General features: G+C 38.4%; 14 protein-coding genes and 1 other annotated feature. Of the genes, 11 read left to right on the forward strand and 3 right to left on the reverse strand.

Annotated features, from left to right (window positions below):
* The first annotated feature begins 45 nt into the window (after nucleotides 1–45).
* The 4 genes from gabT (at nucleotide 46) to E2K98_RS10505 (ending at nucleotide 4,899) form a co-directional block, all read left to right on the forward strand.
* Nucleotides 46–1,401: a 4-aminobutyrate--2-oxoglutarate transaminase gene (gene gabT, locus E2K98_RS10490; RefSeq protein WP_133334176.1), complete on the forward strand. Its 1,356-nt coding sequence runs from the start codon at nucleotides 46–48 to the stop codon at nucleotides 1,399–1,401.
* Nucleotides 1,402–1,453: 52 nt separating this feature from the next.
* Entirely contained in the window at nucleotides 1,454–2,872 is a 1,419-nt protein-coding gene (locus E2K98_RS10495) for an NAD-dependent succinate-semialdehyde dehydrogenase (protein WP_133334227.1), read from the forward strand.
* Nucleotides 2,873–3,074: 202 nt separating this feature from the next.
* Nucleotides 3,075–3,404: a DUF3870 domain-containing protein gene (locus tag E2K98_RS10500; RefSeq protein ID WP_133334177.1), complete on the forward strand. Its 330-nt coding sequence runs from the start codon at nucleotides 3,075–3,077 to the stop codon at nucleotides 3,402–3,404.
* 367 nt (nucleotides 3,405–3,771) lie between these two features.
* The gene (locus E2K98_RS10505) at nucleotides 3,772–4,899 is read left to right on the forward strand and encodes an HAD family hydrolase (protein ID WP_133334178.1); all 1,128 of its coding nucleotides are present in this window, start codon (nucleotides 3,772–3,774) and stop codon (nucleotides 4,897–4,899) included.
* 37 nt (nucleotides 4,900–4,936) lie between these two features.
* Here the strand turns inward: E2K98_RS10505 and serA are convergent, their stop codons facing one another.
* Complete coding sequence (gene serA / locus E2K98_RS10510) at nucleotides 4,937–6,580, reverse strand: phosphoglycerate dehydrogenase (protein WP_133334228.1); 1,644 nt, start codon at nucleotides 6,578–6,580, stop codon at nucleotides 4,937–4,939.
* Between the two features lie 62 nt (nucleotides 6,581–6,642).
* Nucleotides 6,643–6,854, reverse strand: a binding site (T-box leader).
* 266 nt (nucleotides 6,855–7,120) lie between these two features.
* On the opposite strand from serA, the gene E2K98_RS10515 reads away from it, so the two are divergent.
* Complete coding sequence (locus tag E2K98_RS10515) at nucleotides 7,121–8,410, forward strand: homoserine dehydrogenase (RefSeq protein ID WP_133334179.1); 1,290 nt, start codon at nucleotides 7,121–7,123, stop codon at nucleotides 8,408–8,410.
* A 22-nt stretch (nucleotides 8,411–8,432) separates the two neighbouring features.
* The gene (gene thrB, locus E2K98_RS10520; RefSeq protein WP_133334180.1) at nucleotides 8,433–9,347 is read left to right on the forward strand and encodes a homoserine kinase; all 915 of its coding nucleotides are present in this window, start codon (nucleotides 8,433–8,435) and stop codon (nucleotides 9,345–9,347) included.
* A gap of 24 nt (nucleotides 9,348–9,371) precedes the next feature.
* Here the strand turns inward: thrB and E2K98_RS10525 are convergent, their stop codons facing one another.
* Complete coding sequence (locus E2K98_RS10525) at nucleotides 9,372–11,897, reverse strand: bifunctional diguanylate cyclase/phosphodiesterase (protein ID WP_133334181.1); 2,526 nt, start codon at nucleotides 11,895–11,897, stop codon at nucleotides 9,372–9,374.
* 202 nt (nucleotides 11,898–12,099) lie between these two features.
* Nucleotides 12,100–12,243 carry a hypothetical protein gene (locus E2K98_RS30905; protein ID WP_165976240.1) on the reverse strand — a complete coding sequence of 48 codons (144 nt, stop codon included), beginning with the start codon at nucleotides 12,241–12,243 and terminating at the stop codon, nucleotides 12,100–12,102.
* Between the two features lie 172 nt (nucleotides 12,244–12,415).
* Between E2K98_RS30905 and E2K98_RS10530 the strand changes: the two genes are divergently transcribed.
* From E2K98_RS10530 to E2K98_RS10550, 5 genes are all read left to right on the forward strand, one after another.
* Nucleotides 12,416–14,131 carry a sensor histidine kinase gene (locus E2K98_RS10530; protein WP_235824778.1) on the forward strand — a complete coding sequence of 572 codons (1,716 nt, stop codon included), beginning with the start codon at nucleotides 12,416–12,418 and terminating at the stop codon, nucleotides 14,129–14,131.
* Nucleotides 14,128–15,273: a response regulator gene (locus E2K98_RS10535; protein ID WP_165976241.1), complete on the forward strand. Its 1,146-nt coding sequence runs from the start codon at nucleotides 14,128–14,130 to the stop codon at nucleotides 15,271–15,273. The genes E2K98_RS10530 and E2K98_RS10535 overlap by 4 nt, the downstream gene beginning before the upstream one ends.
* Before the next feature lie 146 nt (nucleotides 15,274–15,419).
* Nucleotides 15,420–16,685 (forward strand): sugar ABC transporter substrate-binding protein, encoded by a 1,266-nt coding sequence (locus E2K98_RS10540; RefSeq protein WP_133334183.1) that lies wholly within the window; start codon nucleotides 15,420–15,422, stop codon nucleotides 16,683–16,685.
* 54 nt (nucleotides 16,686–16,739) lie between these two features.
* Nucleotides 16,740–17,648, forward strand: coding sequence for a carbohydrate ABC transporter permease (locus tag E2K98_RS10545; protein WP_208025354.1), 909 nt, complete (start codon nucleotides 16,740–16,742; stop codon nucleotides 17,646–17,648).
* 29 nt (nucleotides 17,649–17,677) lie between these two features.
* On the forward strand, nucleotides 17,678–18,508 hold the full coding sequence (locus E2K98_RS10550; RefSeq protein WP_133334185.1) for a carbohydrate ABC transporter permease: 831 nt from the start codon (nucleotides 17,678–17,680) through the stop codon (nucleotides 18,506–18,508).
* The last annotated feature ends 10 nt before the right edge of the window (nucleotides 18,509–18,518 follow it).

The raw sequence follows: 18,518 nt of genomic DNA on the forward strand, positions 1-18,518 counted from the left end.
CGTTTAGACTAAGGGATATGTTTTTTTAAGGGGGAGCAAAAAGACGTGGAAAAGAAATATGTTAAGCTCCAAACATCCATTCCAGGACCAAAATCACAGGAACTATTAGAGCGTCGAAACCAATATGTTCCTAAGGCGATTAGCAATAATATTCAATCCTTTGTGAAAAAAGCACAGGGTGCAATCGTGGAGGATGTTGATGGAAATATTTATATTGATTTTGCAGGGGCGATTGGAACATTAAATGTCGGTCATTCCCATCCGAGGGTGGTAAGAGCCCTTCAGGAACAAGCAAGTCAATTTATTCATACAGGGTTTAATGTCATGATGTACGAATCCTATATCAAGCTTGCGGAGAGACTCTGCAAGCTTGCCCCTGGCAATTTTGCAAAGCAGGCAGCCTTTTTTAACAGCGGTGCGGAAGCCGTTGAAAATGCAGTTAAAATTGCAAGGAAATATACGAAACGACAAGGAATCATCTCTTTCACAAGGGGTTTTCATGGCAGAACGTTAATGACGATGACTATGACAAGCAAGGTTAAGCCGTATAAATTTGGTTTTGGCCCATTTGCACCGGAAGTTTACAAAGCGCCATACCCTTATGTTTATCGCCGTCCTGATGGGATGAGCGAGGAACAATACAGTAAGATGATTATTGAGCAATTTGAACAGTTTTTAGTTTCTGAAGTTGCCCCTGAAACAATTGCAGCAGTTGTTATGGAGCCGGTCCAAGGTGAAGGCGGATTTATTGTTCCTGATATTGCCTTTGTAGGGCGTGTCCGAGAAATTTGCGATCAATATGGCATTTTATTTGTAGCTGACGAAATTCAAACTGGATTTGCCCGAACAGGTAAATATTTTGCCATTGAACACTTTGGGGTTGAACCGGACTTAATCACTATTTCTAAATCGATGGGGGCAGGGGTGCCAATCAGTGGTGTGATCGGTCGTGCCGAAATTATGGATGCCGCTGAAGTCGGTGAAATTGGCGGCACATATTCAGGCAGTCCGCTTGGATGCCGTGCTGCACTAACCGTTTTGGATATTATTGAAAGTGAAAATCTTAATGAGCGTGCCGAGAAGTTAGGAAATAGAGTTGTAGAGAGAATGCAAATCCTTGCTGAGCGCTTTGACTGTATTGGCGATGTCCGTGGTCTTGGTGCCATGTGTGCAATGGAAATTGTGAAGGATAAGCAGCTAAAAACTCCTGATAAGGAAACGGTTGGAAAAATCGTCAAAGCTGCAGGAGAAAGAGGGCTTTTATTATTAAGCGCGGGAATTTTTTCTAACGTTATTCGTATCCTAATGCCGTTAACCATCACGGATGAACAGCTTGAAGAGGGTCTCAAAATTCTTGAGGAATCCATGGAATCGGTATTTGCCATTGATCCGGCCCTGTAAAATCGGAGGTAAATGAATGGAAAGAGTAGAAAAAAAGTATCAAATTTATCCGATGTATATAGATGGAAATTGGATTGGAAATGATTCTGAGATTTTTACTGAAATCGTGAATCCGGCAACAAAGGAAGTTGTCGGTGCTGTCCCAACTGGTGGAGCCTATGAAGCAATTAAAGCAGTTGATGCAGCTCATACCGCATTTCAAACCTGGTCAAAAAAGACAGCCGATGAGCGTTATCAAATATTAATGAAATGGCATTATTTAATTGAAGAAAATAAACATGAGATTGCTAGAATCATGACAATTGAGCAAGGAAAACCTCTTAAAGAAGCATTGGGAGAAGTGGTTTACGCCAATGGATTTATTTCTTGGTATGCTGAAGAGGGAAAAAGAATTTACGGGGAAACGATTCCTGCATCACATCCAAATAAGCGGATCCTTGTTCGAAAAGAACCTGTCGGGGTTATTGCGGCCATTACGCCTTGGAATTTCCCGGCTGCGATGATTACGAGAAAAGTCGGTCCTGCGCTAGCTGCAGGCTGTACAGCCGTTGTAAAACCGGCCAATCAAACACCGCTTACAGCATTAAAATTGGCTGAGCTTGCCCATGAGGCAGGGGTACCTAAGGGAGTTATAAATGTCGTAACCGGAAGATCTTCAGAAATTGGTGATGTTTGGTTAAAGGATTCTCGTGTAACGAAAATTACCTTTACCGGTTCGACAGAAGTTGGGAAAACATTGATGCGTGGAGCTGCTGACACAGTTAAAAAGGTATCACTTGAACTTGGTGGAAATGCTCCATTTATCGTTATGGATGATGCCGACTTAAGAAAAGCGGCTGCGGGTCTAGTGCAATCCAAATTCCGTAATGCCGGACAGACCTGTATATGTACGAACCGTGTCTATGTTCAGGAAACAGTCGCAAATCAATTTGTTGATTTGTTCCAAAATGAATTAGAAAAATTAAAGGTCGGTAATGGTTTAGATGAAGGAATCGATGTTGGTCCATTAATTGATCAAGCCGCTTTATCAAAGGTTGAAACACTTGTTGAGGACGCAGTAAATAAGGGTGGAAAAATTGCTTTTAGCGGTGTAAAACCAGCTGAAGAAAACGGATATTTCTACGCTCCAACCATCATAACAAATATTAATGATGAGATGGAATGTATGCGGGATGAAATTTTTGGGCCGCTTGCCCCTATTGCAACCTTCAAAACGGAAGAGGAAGTTATTGATCGTGCAAATGACTCTATTTATGGACTAGCAGCCTATGTATATACACAAAATTTAAGCCGTTCCTTTAGAATAACCGAACAGCTTGAATATGGAATTATAGGTTTGAATGATGCCTTACCATCGACAGTCCAAGCACCATTTGGTGGATTTAAGGAAAGCGGCCTTGGCAGAGAAGGCGGTCATTACGGGATTGATGAGTATTTAGAGGTTAAATATATTTCAATTGGTATAGATTAAGTCTTTTATAAGTAAATATTTTATAGGAACTGCCTAATTTATTTATCCCTCCTTTTCAAAGGACTTCAAATAAAAGCCAGTAAAACCTTCAGTGATGATTTTGTCATTGATAGTTTTATTGGCTTTTTTATCGAATTTAGGAGGAAAATGACGAAGCTGTGTTTAATATAATATGAAAAGATATATAGAGATGGGTGAAATTATGGCGGGCTTAAATACTTATTTTTTGGCAGGGCACTCCCGTTTGCCTCAAGGAATGGCGGCACAAAATGTATTTGAATCTTTAACGATTACTGTGGAAATCGATAAAAAATACGGTGTGATTATTGAAGCCTCCTGTACGCTTGCTACAGAACATGGCAGGCATTATGTCCAGCAAATTCTGAAAGGGCATAGTCTTCAGGATGGAATTGAGGATATAGTTGAAATTTTTAAGAATGATTATCGCGGAAAAGCCGCAAATGCATTAATTGCTGCTATAAAAGATTTGTATAATCAATATATTAGTCATGAAAACTCATTGCCTATTTAAATAGAAACGGGCCATGCTGCTTAGTCAATTAGCATATGGCTTTTTTTGGCTTTGGCTGTGTTAAAGGACAATGCTGATTTTTGAACGGCGTTGATTGGAGCGGAAGGCACGAAGACTCCTCGAAAATGCTAACGCATTTTCTTCGTTCGTGGGCGGATTCAAGGAAGCAGTTCAGTGTCCTGTGGGAGTACGGGACAGGGGAGACCCCGCAGGAGCGAAGCGACGAGGAGGCTCCCCGAACCGCCCCCGAACCGCTTGTGCCTGGAGCGGAAATCAACAACTAAATTTAACATAGTCTTGGCTTTAAAAAATATAGGCTGCTGTGGTACGATAAAGGATAAAAGCGCAGGAAGAAGAGGGACTGTAAATGGTAAAAACAATTCTTTTTGATGTCGATGGAGTTCTATTAAGTGAGGAGCACTATTTTGATGCCTCAGCACTGACGGTTTGGGAACTGTTAATCAGCAAAAATTATTTAGCTTTATCACCTGAGTTGTTTAAAATAAGCTATACAGAATCTGAGATTCAACAGATTCGTACACAGGTGTTTGAGAATGACCAAGTATTAAAGCTTCAAAAATCACGCGGTCTAAATGCAAACTGGGATATGATTTATTTAACCTTTTGCTGCCAGCTCATTCATCTATTTGAACAAATTATCGATAGTGAACATGAAAAAATCAATCAGTGGCTCAAAGCCCCAATTTCAAGGGATACTTTAGTAGAAATGGGACAGGTTTTAAGCCAATATCAGGTTCAAATGAATTTCGCTTTATTTACTGAAGAGTTTGAACGGTCACATGCCGTTAAACAAGAGCTTTTAGGGTACCTAAATGTACTAGCAAAAGAAAAGCTAGGAGTCGAAACGTCTATTTTTGATAAGGACCGGACGCTTTGGTCCGTTTGTGAACATGTATCCCAGGAATGGTATGTTGGAGATGAAAATGTATTAGAATCTACGGGGAGACCCTCCGTTCAGCTAGGTAAAGAAGGATTTCTAGCAAATGAAACAACGTTAGCACCAAAAAAGGATATTGCCGAGTTTTTCAGTTTCCTAAAAAATTCCGGATATAAGATTGGAATTGGAACTGGTAGGCCTGCCCTAGAAACGATATTGCCTTTTCAGCATTTAGATTGGTTAAAATCCTTTGATGAAAAGCATATTGTTACAGCTGATGACGTGTTAATTGTGGAGAAGGAGTTCCCTCAAGAAGGGTCCTTGTCTAAGCCGCATCCATACACCTATATATTGGCTGAACAGGGGAAAGGGGCTTCTCTAATCGATTATTTGAATACCCCGCTGCCACTTGAAAACAGGGAAGAGATCTTAGTTGTTGGAGATTCGTTAGCAGACCTTTTAGCGGCAAGAACCATCGGATGCAAATTCGCTGCCGTTTTAACCGGATTATCTGGAAAAGATGCAAGAAGTGAATTTGAAAAGCATGAGGCGGATTATATTTTGGATTCGGTGCTAGATGTAAAGAGTATATTGTGATAAAAGGGATGGCAGCTTTGCCATCCCCATTTTAATATTACAATAAGCTTTCTACTTTCTGCGGGTCTATCTGCCCTGGTTCAGATGGAATGAAATTCTCTAACTCTAGCAATTGCACCTCTTCGATGCCGACGGTTAGGTTCAAGGCTTGCAGAACATTTGTATTCAGGGTTTTATCGAGGGTTAGGACCATGATGGCCTCGCCTCCGACTGCAGCTCTACCTACCTGCATCGTGCCGATATTGATTTCATAGTCGCCAAGAAGAGAACCTACTTTGCCAATCATACCAGGAACGTCCTTATGTTTAATATATAATAGATGTTCCTCCGGCTTCACATCAATCCGATATTGGTTAATCTTCACAATCCTTGCACCGTAGCCATTTAGGACCGTTGCACCAATTTTAGCCTTTTCATCACCATGGGAAATTGTCAGCTCCATATAATTCGCGAACCCTTTATTAGTAGCATTTTTTTGCACATTATAGGAAACACCTTGTTCCTTTAGAAGGTGCAGTGCATTAATTAGATTGACAGAATCGCTTAAATGATAGGAAAGAATTCCTTTTATCATGATACGATTTAATAATTCTGTGTCTTCTTCAATTAGGTCCCCGTAATAATTGATTTCAATTTTAGCAGGGGCTTTTTTAAATAATTGAACGACAAGCTGGCCAATTTGATCCCCAAGCGCTAAATATGGCTGCATTTTTGCCTGAGTTTCCCCTGACATTTGCGGCATGTTTACGGCATGATGGACCGACTGCGATTCAAAAATTTCAATGATTTCAGCGCTGACCTCTTGTGCAACCTTTTCCTGTGCTTCTACTGTAGAAGCTCCTAAATGCGGTGTCACGATAATATTTGGATTTTGCAATAATTCAGGGTCTGACACTGGTTCCTTTTCAAAAACATCCAGTGCCGCTCCCGCCACATGACCGGATTGAACTGCACGAACCAACGCCTTTTCATCAATAATTCCACCGCGAGCGCAATTGATTAAGCGGACGCCTTTTTTGGTTTTTTGTAAATATTCCTCATTAATAAGTCCTTTTGTATCGTTTGTCAAAGGGGTATGGATGGTAATAAAGTCTGATTCCCCGGCAACTAGGTCAAGGCTGGCTTTCGTAATCCCTAATTTTTTCGCTCGATCATCAGTTAAATAGGGGTCAAAACCTAAAATGTTCATTCCAAAGCTTTTAGCCCGTTTTGCCACTTCTGCTCCGATTTTACCCATTCCGATTACACCAAGGGTTTTCTTATACAATTCAACCCCTTTAAATGAGTTGCGATCCCATTCGCCGGAAGAGGTTTTTTGGTGTGCCTGTGGAATTTTTCTTGCTAAAGAAAGCATCATCGCTAAGGTATGTTCTGTAGCTGCAATGGTATTTGCGCCTGGTGCGTTAATAACAATAATCCCTTTGCGAGTGGCGGCATTCACATCGATATTATCTACACCTACACCTGCCCTTGCTATAACCCGAAGCCCGCTAGCTTCTTGAAGCAATTCTTCGGTAACTTTTGTTTGACTGCGGACAATCAAGGCATCATACATACCAATAATCTTTTTTAATTCTTCCGTTGGCAGTGTTGGCTGTCTGTCCACAATAAAATGGGGATGATCAAATAATGCCTTTAAGCCTGTATCGCTAATTCCATCGGTAACCAGTACTTTATACATATCCATTCATTCCTCCCAGTTTAAAATAAAAAATCCCTCATAACAGACAGTTGTGTCGTGTTATGAGGGACGTGATCAACCGTGGTGCCACCCTCTTTTGCTGCATAGATTTCATACAGCCTCAACATGTTAACGGTTTTTACCGGGCAGGCCTACATACTATTTCGGCGTGCCAGTTCAGAAGTGCTGGGTATGTTAAGAAAGGACACCGGTTCACAGCAGCCACCGGCTCTCTGAAGTCCCTTATTAATACCGTCTTCATCATCACTATTTTAAATTGAATACAATTTTTTTGTGTGAATTTATTGAATATTCTACATCCATATGTTTAGAATTGTAAAGAGCTAATGGAAATATTTTCTGAATAATCTTATTAAAATTTTTTCCCAAAAGTTATATGCCTTGTGTGATAAGGCGGAGAGCGATTAAAATTATATTTTAACAGAACACATCTATTGTAAAAAGATTTAGAGAATTATATAATGTCTACTATACAAATACATTTGTGCATTTAGGGTGGACTTTTAGGAGGGGAAAGTAATGAAAGCTATCTCAATTGGATTATTAGGTTTAGGAACAGTGGGATCTGGTGTGGTACAAATCATCAAAAATCATCAAGACAAATTAATGCATCAGGTTGGATGTCCTGTTGAAATAAAAAAAATACTTGTAAACGACTTACATAAAACGAGGTCTGCTGAGATCAATACGCAAGTTTTAACAAATAACCCTGATGATATTCTTCAAGACCCGGAAATCGATGTGGTAATTGAGGTAATGGGTGGAGTAGAAGAAACGAAAAAATATTTGCAAAGTGCACTTCAGAGTGGCAAGCATGTAGTCACTGCAAATAAAGATTTGATGGCTCTTCACGGTTCCGAATTATTAAAGCTAGCCTCGGAAAATGGCTGCGATTTGTTTTACGAAGCCAGTGTTGCAGGGGGAATCCCAATTTTAAGAGGCTTAGTTGACGGGCTTGCATCCGATCGAATTACTCAATTAATGGGGATTGTAAACGGTACAACGAATTTTATTTTAACAAAAATGAGCTCTGAAGGACTTGCCTACGAGGATGTCTTAAAAGAAGCCCAAGAGCTTGGATTTGCTGAGGCGGATCCAACTTCAGATGTTGAAGGATTAGATGCTGCACGTAAAATGACTATCCTTGCTACATTAGGTTTCTCCATGCATATTGACCTTGAGGATGTAAAAGTCAGTGGAATTACTCAAATAACTGAAGAAGATCTGCGGTATGGTAAGCAGATGGGGTATACAATGAAACTGATTGGGAATGCTCATCGCGAGGGTGAAAAAGTAGAAGTGAGCGTTCAGCCAACCTTTTTATCTAATAATCATCCGCTTGCATCTGTGCAAAATGAGTACAATGCGGTATATGTTTACGGCGAGGCTGTAGGTGAGACGATGTTCTATGGACCTGGGGCAGGGAGCCTGCCAACAGCAACAGCGGTTGTTTCCGATTTAGTGGGTGTGATTAAAAACTTAAGACTTGGTGTTAACGGAAGAAGTGCGGTGGCACCACAATATCCGAAACGACTGAAGGATGACTCGGAAAAGTATTCGAAATACTTCCTACGTATTCATGTGCAGGACGAAGTTGGCGTATTTGCTGAGATTACCTCGATTTTTGCTAAATATGGTGTCAGTTTTGAAAAAATCCTTCAGATGCCGGTAACAAAAAATGAAACCGCAGAAATTGTTTTAGTGACGCATCAGGCTTCTTTAACCGACATTGAGGATATTTTAGTAGAGTTAAAGGATTTAACTGCAGTTAAGGAAGTTAAGAGTTCGTACAAAGTGGTTAGAAAATAGAGAATAAAGGAGCTGTCTGTTGATGACCCTCGATAACAGAGTACAAATCAAAGTTCCAGCAAGTTCTGCAAACTTGGGTCCAGGATTTGATTCCATTGGAATTGCTGTCGATTTATATTTAACGTTAGAAGTAGAACAAAGTAATCATTGGGAATTTATTGCGGAAACTGAGGAATTAAGTCAATTCCCCAACAATGAGGAGAATTTCATGTGTCAAGTGGCCCTTAAGGTTGCTTCGAAATATGGAAAGACCCTGACGCCATGTAAAGTGAAAATTAATAGTGAAATTCCATTAGCCCGTGGACTTGGTTCAAGTGCTTCGGCGATTGTTGCAGCGATTGAATTAGCTGACTTTGTTGGAAATCTTGGGCTGGATACCCGTGAGAAGTTATTGCTTGCAACTGAGATGGAGGGGCATCCAGATAATGTTGGAGCATCGCTATATGGGGGATTGGTTGTGGGATGTTATCACCATAATGAAGTGGACCTTGTGTCATTTCCCAATCTGGCGTTTGAAATGATCGCTGTTATTCCGAATGAAGAATTATTAACAAAGGATTCGCGTGGAGTTTTACCGGGAGTGCTTCCTTATTCGGAGGCAATTCAAGCCTCTGCAACCGCAAATGTATTAGTTGGTGCCCTTCTTAGTCAAAATTGGGAGCTAGCGGGAAAAATGATGGAGTCCGATTTATTCCATCAGCCATACCGAAAACAGCTGATTCCTTTTTATTCTGAAATTGAGGTAGCAGCTAAAGAAAATGGTGCCTTTGGAGTGGCTTTAAGCGGGGCAGGCCCAACAATGCTTTGTTTTGCAGAAAAAGGGAAAGGCAGAAAAGTTGCTGAATCACTTCAACAAACCTTTTCAGCCATGTCCGTGAAACTTTTAAACATCGATGATACTGGGAGCAATGTTTATAATTTAGAATGTGCAAAATAAAAAGGGCAGCCTAGCTGCCCTTTTCTAGTTTTTTAGAAAATCCTCAAATGCTTCTTTACTTAGTGGTTTACTAAACAAATACCCTTGCATCTGAATACAATCTTTTGATCGTAAGAATTCCTTTTGGTAATCCGTTTCTACACCTTCGGCAATAACATCTAAATGAAGCCCTCGGGCCATATTAATAATCGCCTCCGGAATCTCTGTATTGACAAGATTCTCGGTAATATTTTGAATAAAAGATTTATCAATTTTTAACGTGTTAATCGGCAAGTTTTTTAAATAACTTAGGGATGAGTACCCTGTACCAAAATCATCAATGGAAATGGCTATACCCATGTTTTGGAGTGATTGCAGCGATTGAACAAGTTCCTTTGAATTTGTAAGAAGAATACTTTCCGTAATTTCGATTTCGAAATTCTTTGGATTTAATTTACTTTCCTGCAAGATTTCCTTAACCTGTATTACCATATTAAGAGGCTCCTGAAATTGCCTTGCTGAGAAATTTACTGAAATGTTTAATGACTGATGATATTTCGTATTCCATTCACTTACTTGGTGACATGCTTTCTTCATGACGATTTCCCATAGAGATTGAATTAATCCGGTATCCTCTGCAATCGGTATGAAAACCTCGGGAGAGACAAAGCCTAATTCTTCATCCGTCCATCTTAATAATGCTTCTGCTCCGTAAATAGTTTCCGTTTGAACATTCATTTTTGGCTGATAGTGGACCTCTATTTTTTGACTTTCGATTGCTTTTCTTAGCCGTGATTCCAATCTTGGCCGTTCTTGATTCATATTGCTAATTTGTTCATTAAAAATAACGACTCGGTTACCGCCCAATTTTTTAGCTGAGTACATCGCCATATCAGCATAAATGATCAAGGTATCTAGATTATTTGTGTGCTCAGGATACATACTGATACCACAGCTGGCACTTAGATACACTTCAATTCCAGCAATTGAGTATGGCTTTTTTAAAGTATTAATGATTTCTTCTGCAACTGCTTTTGAGGCCTTCACATCCAGATTATTCATCAGAATGATAAATTCATCGCCGCCTTGTCTTGTAATGATGTGATTATCTTCAGGCAGGCATTTTTGGATTCGATTTGCTACGATTTTCAGTAACTCATCCCCTTTGTTATGTCCAAAGGAGTCATTAACATGTTTGAAACGATCCAAATCAATAAATAAAACCGATACAGTTTCTCCTTTTTCATTTGCATGATTAATAATAGGTTGTAGCTTTTCTTGAAAGTATCTTCGATTGGTTAAACCGGTTAGCGGGTCGTGATACGCTTGGTATTCAATTAGTTTTTTACTCTGGTTTAAATCATTTACATAGTGTTGTAAATGATTTGATAAAGCGTTCACGTTTTCTGTCAGAAATCCAAGTTCATCTTTACGATTTAAATGTAACTTTTTACCAAAGTTACCTTGGGCAATTTCATTCACTTGTTCAACAATGTAACCAATTGGTTTAGTAATGGAACGTGAAAAAATAAAACTAATAATCAGAACAACAATCATAATCACAATAGAAAGCATAATGTGAACTTTTAACTCGTGTAACAATTCACTCTGGATAAGGCCATAATCATAAACAAGGCAAATCACATAGGGTTGATCAAGTTTCGTTTTTACCGGAACGAATGTCTTCATGACAGATTTGTCTTTTAGATTGTCTTTATAGGACTGTACTTTATTTGTTTGTATAGCTTTTCTAACAAATTTGGTATCTACATTAATATTTGGGTACTTCTCGTAAGAACCATACCATTTTGGCTCGGCAGAAATCCGGGTATAATCATTTCCATTTAAATGAACCTCTTCTTTCTTTTTGCCAAAATTCTTTGGATTCAAAACAGACATTTCCAGGATACCTGGTTCTTTTGTAAAGTTCTCAATAATTTTCCCTGGACCAAAACGCTCTTCGTATTCAAGAACTTTATGGTCTCGGAAATAGGGGTCAATTATATAATTGGTTGTACCATCATAGTAATAGCCCCATTTATCAATATGATCGGGATTAGATGAGGCTTTCTCCATTGGGCCTGACCAATAATAGGGTAAGGAGAGCCCTTTTTTTACAGTTACAGGCTTTAAGGAAAAAAGCTGCAGGTAGGCATCATACCAATAGCCCCAGCCTTTTGTTCCCATATTAATTTCTTTTGGGTCAGAGGATCTGACACCAACAACATCATCCTTTGTCTTGGCTAAAAGTGTAATGTGGGAAACTCTTAATTCCTTTGCAAGTTCTTTTAGCTGTTCATTTGTTACATCTTGGTATCGTGGTGGAAGAGCCTTTCTTATCGCGATGGAGGCAATTCTCAGCTCTCTTGCAAGGATGTCTTCCACATATTCTGATCCCTGTTTAGTATTTTCAACTTGAACAGAAACTTCTTTGGTGATCATGGCGATTTCCTTTTCATTATAGTCAAGTAGTTGATTTTTTGACCGAATATAATGAAAGGCATTATTAGCAACTAAGATGATAAATACAATAAGACAAAAAATTAATGGAAGTTTCTTTTTAATCGACAATGAAGCAACACTCCAATTACATAAACATTTTGAAGAATTTTGGAATTTAGTATTTTCCTTGTGTAAAAATATGTTTATTTTGCTTAAAGAATATCATAATCACATTATAAAAGTAATGAGTAAAAACAGGAGAATGAGCATGGGGAACATTATGAGGAGGCAACTTACAAAAAGAGAATTCAGCAGCGAGGCTGCTGAATTATTACCCATTTAATCCATGTAACCACTCTTGGTAGCATTCATGACAAAGTGTTTCATCTCGTTCAACATTGGAAGTCACGAAGGTTACGTTGTGATGCTGATCTTGTTCAATATCATTTGTACAATAAAAACATTTTTCACTCATTTTTTCCACCTCGTTAATTATGAATGAGTTTAGTTTTTACATTTTTTGTGTTTTCTTACGTTGAAAATTTCACCAGGTTTTTCCTTTGAGTTTCGTTTGAAAGATTCCCTCAATTCTTACTATTTTTGATATGATTGATTTGAGCATAAATCTATTATGACTGGTGAGCCAAATGAAATTTACTTTTAAGAATAAAGCAGCAGGAATTAAATTTCTTTTTTATCGCAGCATCCGCACGAAAATGGTTGTATTTTTTCTAATGGTAGCACTCATTCCATTGGCCATTTTCGGTCTGCTGTCCTATCAAAAGTCCTCGACGATTGTGAATAAACAATACAATGATTATGAACGATTTGCTGTCTCTCAATTGGATAAACAAATTGAAAATACGATTCAGCAGATGTTTGTGGTTTCAAAGGATATTAATCACTATCTATCGGATCCAACTTTAATTATTTTAAAAGAAGAAATACCACGGACCTATTCGGCATTTATTGAAAATAAAAACTTTGAACGCTATTTAGAAGCACATAAAACCTATAATACAAAGGGAATCTACCTCATTACGAATACAGGCTACTACTATGGAAATAATCAAGTGAATATCCACCAGCTTTTTCAAAAGCCTTTTTGGAAGGAAATTAATAATTTAAAGGAAGGGCAGCTTTGGATTGGCTTCTATAATGCTGACCATTACTATACAGGCAATAAAAAGGAAAAATTAATTGGGATGGTTCTTCCAATTGAAAGCCAGTTTGGGGTATTAAAAGGCAGTAAGCTTTTGATCGAAACAAACGCTGATGAATTGCTCTCCCATATTAAGTTTTTAGAGAAATCGTTGCATTCTTCGATTACACTAAGAAATGGAAACCATCAGATTGTATATAAAACAAATCATGCACCTAAAAATTTACCATCAGATATTGTCTTTAATAATCATATCGATACCTATGGATGGGATATTATTGTTCGGATCCCGCAAAAGTATTTTTATAAATCATCCAATGTAATTTTTCATTATACTGTTTTGGCAATTTTATTTTCCATCATCCTTGCCTGCATTTTAGCCGTTGTATTTTCGGTTCCGCTCTCAAAACGAATTAAAAGCCTTAAAGCCTCCATGGAAAGCGTAAGTAAAGGGGATTTAAATACCCAGATAGCGGTTACTTCGGAAGATGAATTAGCAATCTTGGGGCGAAGCTTTAATGATATGGTCCATCAAATTAAGGAATTAATTGAAAAAATTAGTCAAACAGAACGTTTAAAAAGGCAGGCAGAGTTAAAGGCATTTCACTATCAAATTAACCCACACTTATTATTTAACACTTTAAACTCAATCCAATGGAAGGCAAGACTGTTAGGGGCAAAAGAAGTTCAAGAAATGATCTATCATCTAACAGAAGTTCTTCATGAAAACTTAAATTTTGCCGATGAATTAATTCCTTTGAAAAAAGAACTACAAACCATCCAGCATTATTTAAAGGTTCAGGAGGTACGTTTTGGCCATACATTTGAATATGTTGAAACCTTACAAGAAAATTGTTTAGAATGTTTAATCCCAAGGATGACACTCCAGCCTTTATTCGAAAATATCTTTTTTCATGCATTTGAAGATGGGCAAGGGAGAATTGAGCTCAAGGTGGAAGAAAAAGATGATTATATTGAGCTTACGTTAGAGGATAACGGAAAAGGAATGAATGAAGAGACCATTAGGAAACTGCTTGACCCGAGGCAACATGATGAAGGAGGAAAAGGGATTGGCGTATATAATGTTGACCAACGCGTTAAACTCCATTTTGGAACGGAGTATGGCTTATCAATCGAATCAGTCGTAGGTTTAAAGACAATTTTTAGAATGAGATGGCCGAGAAGGAGAAAACTCAAATGATAAAGGTACTGATTGCTGACGATGAACTAATTGTACGAAAAGGATTAATGGCAACCGTCGAATGGGAAAAATATAATATGACAGTGATTGCTGATGCCCCTAACGGACAAAAGGCCTGGGAGTTGTTCGAGGAGCACCGTCCTGAAATTGTGATAACGGATATTGTTATGCCGGAAGTGAACGGAATTGAATTAGCCAGAAAAATTAAACAATTATATCCTGATACGAAAATATTACTATTAAGCTGTCATCGGGATTTTACCTATGCGCAGGAAGGCATGAATATTGGAGCCTCAGGTTATATAGTGAAAACAGCTTTTCAGGATCAGCAATTTGAAGAATATCTAAAGCGTTTTGAAGGGGAAATTAATTCGGTTCATCATGACCAAAAAACGTTTGATTCGTCATCATTGGCAAAGGAGTTTTATGAGTGGTTATGTGACTTTGAAAATTCATTTCCAATGATATTAGAAGAGTTATTCTTAAAAGAGTGGAAATGGATGCAGCAGCCCTATTATATTTATTTATTAAATCGATTAAAAGACAGTGATTTTCTGCTTACAAAGTTACAATCCGAGGAAAAACTAGTTGCAAAAATTTCTTGCGGTCAAGATCAAGCATTTATTTTTATTCCCGAAAAGTCACAGCGGCAATTTGAGCGATTGCTTGTCGAGGCTAGAGGGGGTGAGCCAGCCGTTCGTTGGAATATAAATGGTCCAAATCAAGGAATCAAGGAATGGATGGACGGGGTTTCCACCCTATATAGGCAGCTGCAATTTGAAAAACAATTTAAATATTCGATGGAAAATTGGCCATTACCAATTCAAAAGGCGGTACAAAAGATTATTTTACATTTGGACGAACCTCTTTCTTCTACAGATATTGCAAGTGAGGTTGGGTTAAGCCGCAGCCATTTTAGTACAATGTTTAAAAAGGCAGTTGGTGAAAGCTTTATTGCCTTTACGGAAAGAATAAGAGTACAAGTTGCTTGTGATCTTCTTGAAAAAACATCCTTAACATCACAGGAAATTAGTGAAAAAGTAGGGATTCAGGATGGTAAATACTTCAGCAAATGGTTTAAAAAATGCATCGGGGTCACACCTTCAGACTACCGGCAAAACAAAAAGAAGAATATCATCTAACAAAATTCCTAATCATTCTGCATCTTGCGAAATTTCAAACAATATTACAAAAAGAATAAGATGAATTTAAGTTTAAGACCGCTTTCATTAAGGTTACAATGAAAGCGGTTTCTGTTATGTATAAGGAAAAAAAGGGGGAATTAAAAATGAAGAAAATTACAGTTGCTTTTTTAGTATTCCTTTTGCTTTTTGCAATGGCCGCATGTTCAAACAGTAAATCAAGCGGTACAGAAGACGCAAAAGGTAATGACAGCAGCGGAAAAACCACGATTCGATTTGCAACATGGGATTCTGGGGAAACATTAAAAATTCAACAATTGATTGCGAAAAAGTTTGAAGAAAAAAACCCAAATGTAAAGGTACAAGTAGAAGCTTACGGAGATGGATTTGACCAAAAACTGGCTGCGGCGTTTGGTGCAAAAAACCCGCCAGATGTTATGTATATGTGGAATTTCCCAGCTTACTTTCAATCGTTAGAGCCGCTGGATAATTTGATTAAAAATGATTCTGAAATGGATATGAATGATTTTTATCAGGGGTTATTTAATTACTCCAGCATATACGGGAAAGTATACGGGATGCCAGCCGGGTTCACCACAAGGGTTGTTTATTTTAACAAGGATTTATTTGATGCAGCAAAGATTCCTTATCCAAAGGATGGCTGGACATGGGATGACTTTAAAAATATCGCCAAGAAATTATCAGACCCATCCAAAAAACAGTATGGATTTGGGGTAAGGCCTGAACCCGATACTTATGATCTACAAGGCTTTGTTTGGAGCAACGGCTCAAGCTTCATTAGTGAAGACGGAAAGAAAATCAAAGGATATATGAACAGTCCGGAAACCGTTCAAGCACTGCAAAAGTTTGCAGATATGGTTAAGGATAAAAGTGCTGTTCTTGTCGGTGGAAAAAATCAACAGAGCGGTGATGATATTTTCAAGGCAGGCAAGCTTGCCATGTGGGAAAGTGGTATCTGGCCATTGGAGGGCTTTAAGGAAGCTAAGGTGAACTTTGGAACTGTGGAAATGCCTTCATTTGGCAGCAAGCCAGTAAAAGGAGTGATCGCATCGTCTGCGGTCTCGATTGCAAAAGATTCAAAACATAAAGATCTTGCATGGAAGTTTGTAAAATTTTACTCTTCAGCGGAAGCAATCAAAATGAGAACAGCTGATTTACCTGTACGTATTAGCGTTGTAAAGGAAATGAAAACGGATCAAGATCCGATGATTAAACCATTTTACAAAATGCTTGAAAGATCAAATGATACGCCTGCTTTCTTATTAAATAAAAATTGGGATGAAATTAATCGCAACTTATCAGCAGCTGTCAATGCGATTATGCTCGGACAAGATGGAGAACAGTTATTGAATAAGGCTGTGAAGGATTCCGAGAAGTATGTAGGACAGTAAAAACTAAAAAGAGGTGTTTTTTTGTTGAAACCCGTGTATACCTCACCTGCACCTATTGTAAAAATCAAAAAACAAACTAGGTGGGACAAAATTGTCCCCCTCCTTTTTATCGCACCATGGTTGATTGGATTTTTAGCTTTTACATTAGGTCCATTGCTCTATTCACTGTTTATTAGTTTCTTTGATTGGCCGATTGTAGGTGAACATAAATTTATTGGTCTTGATAATTATAAGACGATGTTTACCGACGACCCGTTATTTTGGGAATCATTATGGGTGACCGTAAAATTTGCTGGTTTATTTGTCCCTCTTAATCTCATAACCGCTCTCTTTCTAGCGATTTTATTGAACCAAAAGATAAAAGGACACTCTATATTTCGAACCCTTTTCTATTTACCGTCGGTTATCTCCGGAGTCGCGCTTGCGATGATTTGGGCTTGGGTTTATAACGGCGAATATGGAATCCTGAACTACTTTTTGTCACTAGTAGGAATAAAAGGACCGGATTGGTTAAACGATCCACATTCAGCATTGATTGCAATGGTTATTGCCAGTCTTTGGGGACAAGGGACAATGATGCTGATTTTCCTGGCAGGCTTGAAGGCTATTCCCCATGATTTATATGAAGCAGCTTCCATTGATGGAGCAAATAAAATCCAACAGTTTTTCAAAATCACGATTCCGATGTTAACACCGACGATTTTATTTAATTTAATCACAACGATTATCAGCGCATTTCAACAATTAACCCTTGCTCTTATTCTGACTGGGGGTGGCCCGCTGAGATCCACATATTTCTATGCAATGTATGTTTACGAAAACGCCTTTAAGTATTTTAAAATGGGTTATTCCTCTGCTAATGCCTGGTTTATGTTTGTCATTGTCTTAATTTTAACTCTATTAGTCTTTAAATCATCATCAGCCTGGGTTTATTACGAAGGGGAAGTTAAAAATAAATCGTAATATAGAATACCGGGGTAGGGGAGTGCTTCATGAAAACAAAAAGAAGAATTGAGAAAACAACCGTTTATATACTACTTATCTTTTTTTCCTTGCTATTCTTGGCACCCTTTTTCTGGATGCTGACGACTTCATTGAAATCACAGCATGAGCTTTACCTTTTTCCGCCTAAATGGATCCCATCAAAATTCGAATGGGGAAATTTTAAAGAGGCATGGATGTCCCAGCCGTTTAATCAATTTTTTGTTAATACCGTCACAGTAACCGTCATGTCGACAATTGGTCAGTTGATTTCATCTTCTCTGGTCGCCTATGGTTTTGCACGATTTAGGTTTAAAGGAAGAGACTTTTTGTTTATTGTTCTGCTTGCTTCGATGATGATTCCTTGGGAGGTAACGATGATTCCACAGTATATGGAATTTAACTTCCTTGGCTGGATTAATACGTTAAAGCCGCTGTTTGTACCTTCTTGGTTTGGGGCACCATTTTATATTTTCTTAATGCGGCAATTTATTATGTCTATACCCAAGGAACTTGATGAGGCGGCACGTATGGATGGTGCGAATCCATTTCAAATCTACTATAAAATTTATCTTCCTTTAATGAAGCCATCATTGATTCTAGTTGCCGTATTTAATATTTTAACCTGCTGGAATGATTACTTAGGCCCGCTTGTTTTCTTAAATGACCAAAGTAAGTACACATTAACACTGGGCTTAGCACAATTTAAGGGAATGTTTGGGGTTGATATGGAGAGCATTATGGCTGTAACCTTCTTAATCAGTCTGCCGCCGCTCGTCTTATTCTTTTTTGCCCAGCGCTATATTGTGGAGGATTCCTCCAGGTCAGGAGTTAAAGGCTAAAAGAATTGTG

The organism is Bacillus salipaludis (assembly GCF_004358205.1).

Coding starts and splice junctions, on each gene's coding strand:
- E2K98_RS10495 (WP_133334227.1), top strand. CDS start 1,454: ATGTATATAGATGGAAATTGGATTGGAAATGATTCTGAGATTTTTACT.
- E2K98_RS10500 (WP_133334177.1), top strand. CDS start 3,075: ATGGCGGGCTTAAATACTTATTTTTTGGCAGGGCACTCCCGTTTGCCT.
- E2K98_RS10505 (WP_133334178.1), top strand. CDS start 3,772: ATGGTAAAAACAATTCTTTTTGATGTCGATGGAGTTCTATTAAGTGAG.
- serA (WP_133334228.1), bottom strand. CDS start 6,580: ATGTATAAAGTACTGGTTACCGATGGAATTAGCGATACAGGCTTAAAG.
- E2K98_RS10515 (WP_133334179.1), top strand. CDS start 7,121: ATGAAAGCTATCTCAATTGGATTATTAGGTTTAGGAACAGTGGGATCT.
- thrB (WP_133334180.1), top strand. CDS start 8,433: ATGACCCTCGATAACAGAGTACAAATCAAAGTTCCAGCAAGTTCTGCA.
- E2K98_RS30905 (WP_165976240.1), bottom strand. CDS start 12,243: ATGAGTGAAAAATGTTTTTATTGTACAAATGATATTGAACAAGATCAG.
- E2K98_RS10530 (WP_235824778.1), top strand. CDS start 12,416: ATGAAATTTACTTTTAAGAATAAAGCAGCAGGAATTAAATTTCTTTTT.
- E2K98_RS10535 (WP_165976241.1), top strand. CDS start 14,128: ATGATAAAGGTACTGATTGCTGACGATGAACTAATTGTACGAAAAGGA.
- E2K98_RS10540 (WP_133334183.1), top strand. CDS start 15,420: ATGAAGAAAATTACAGTTGCTTTTTTAGTATTCCTTTTGCTTTTTGCA.
- E2K98_RS10550 (WP_133334185.1), top strand. CDS start 17,678: ATGAAAACAAAAAGAAGAATTGAGAAAACAACCGTTTATATACTACTT.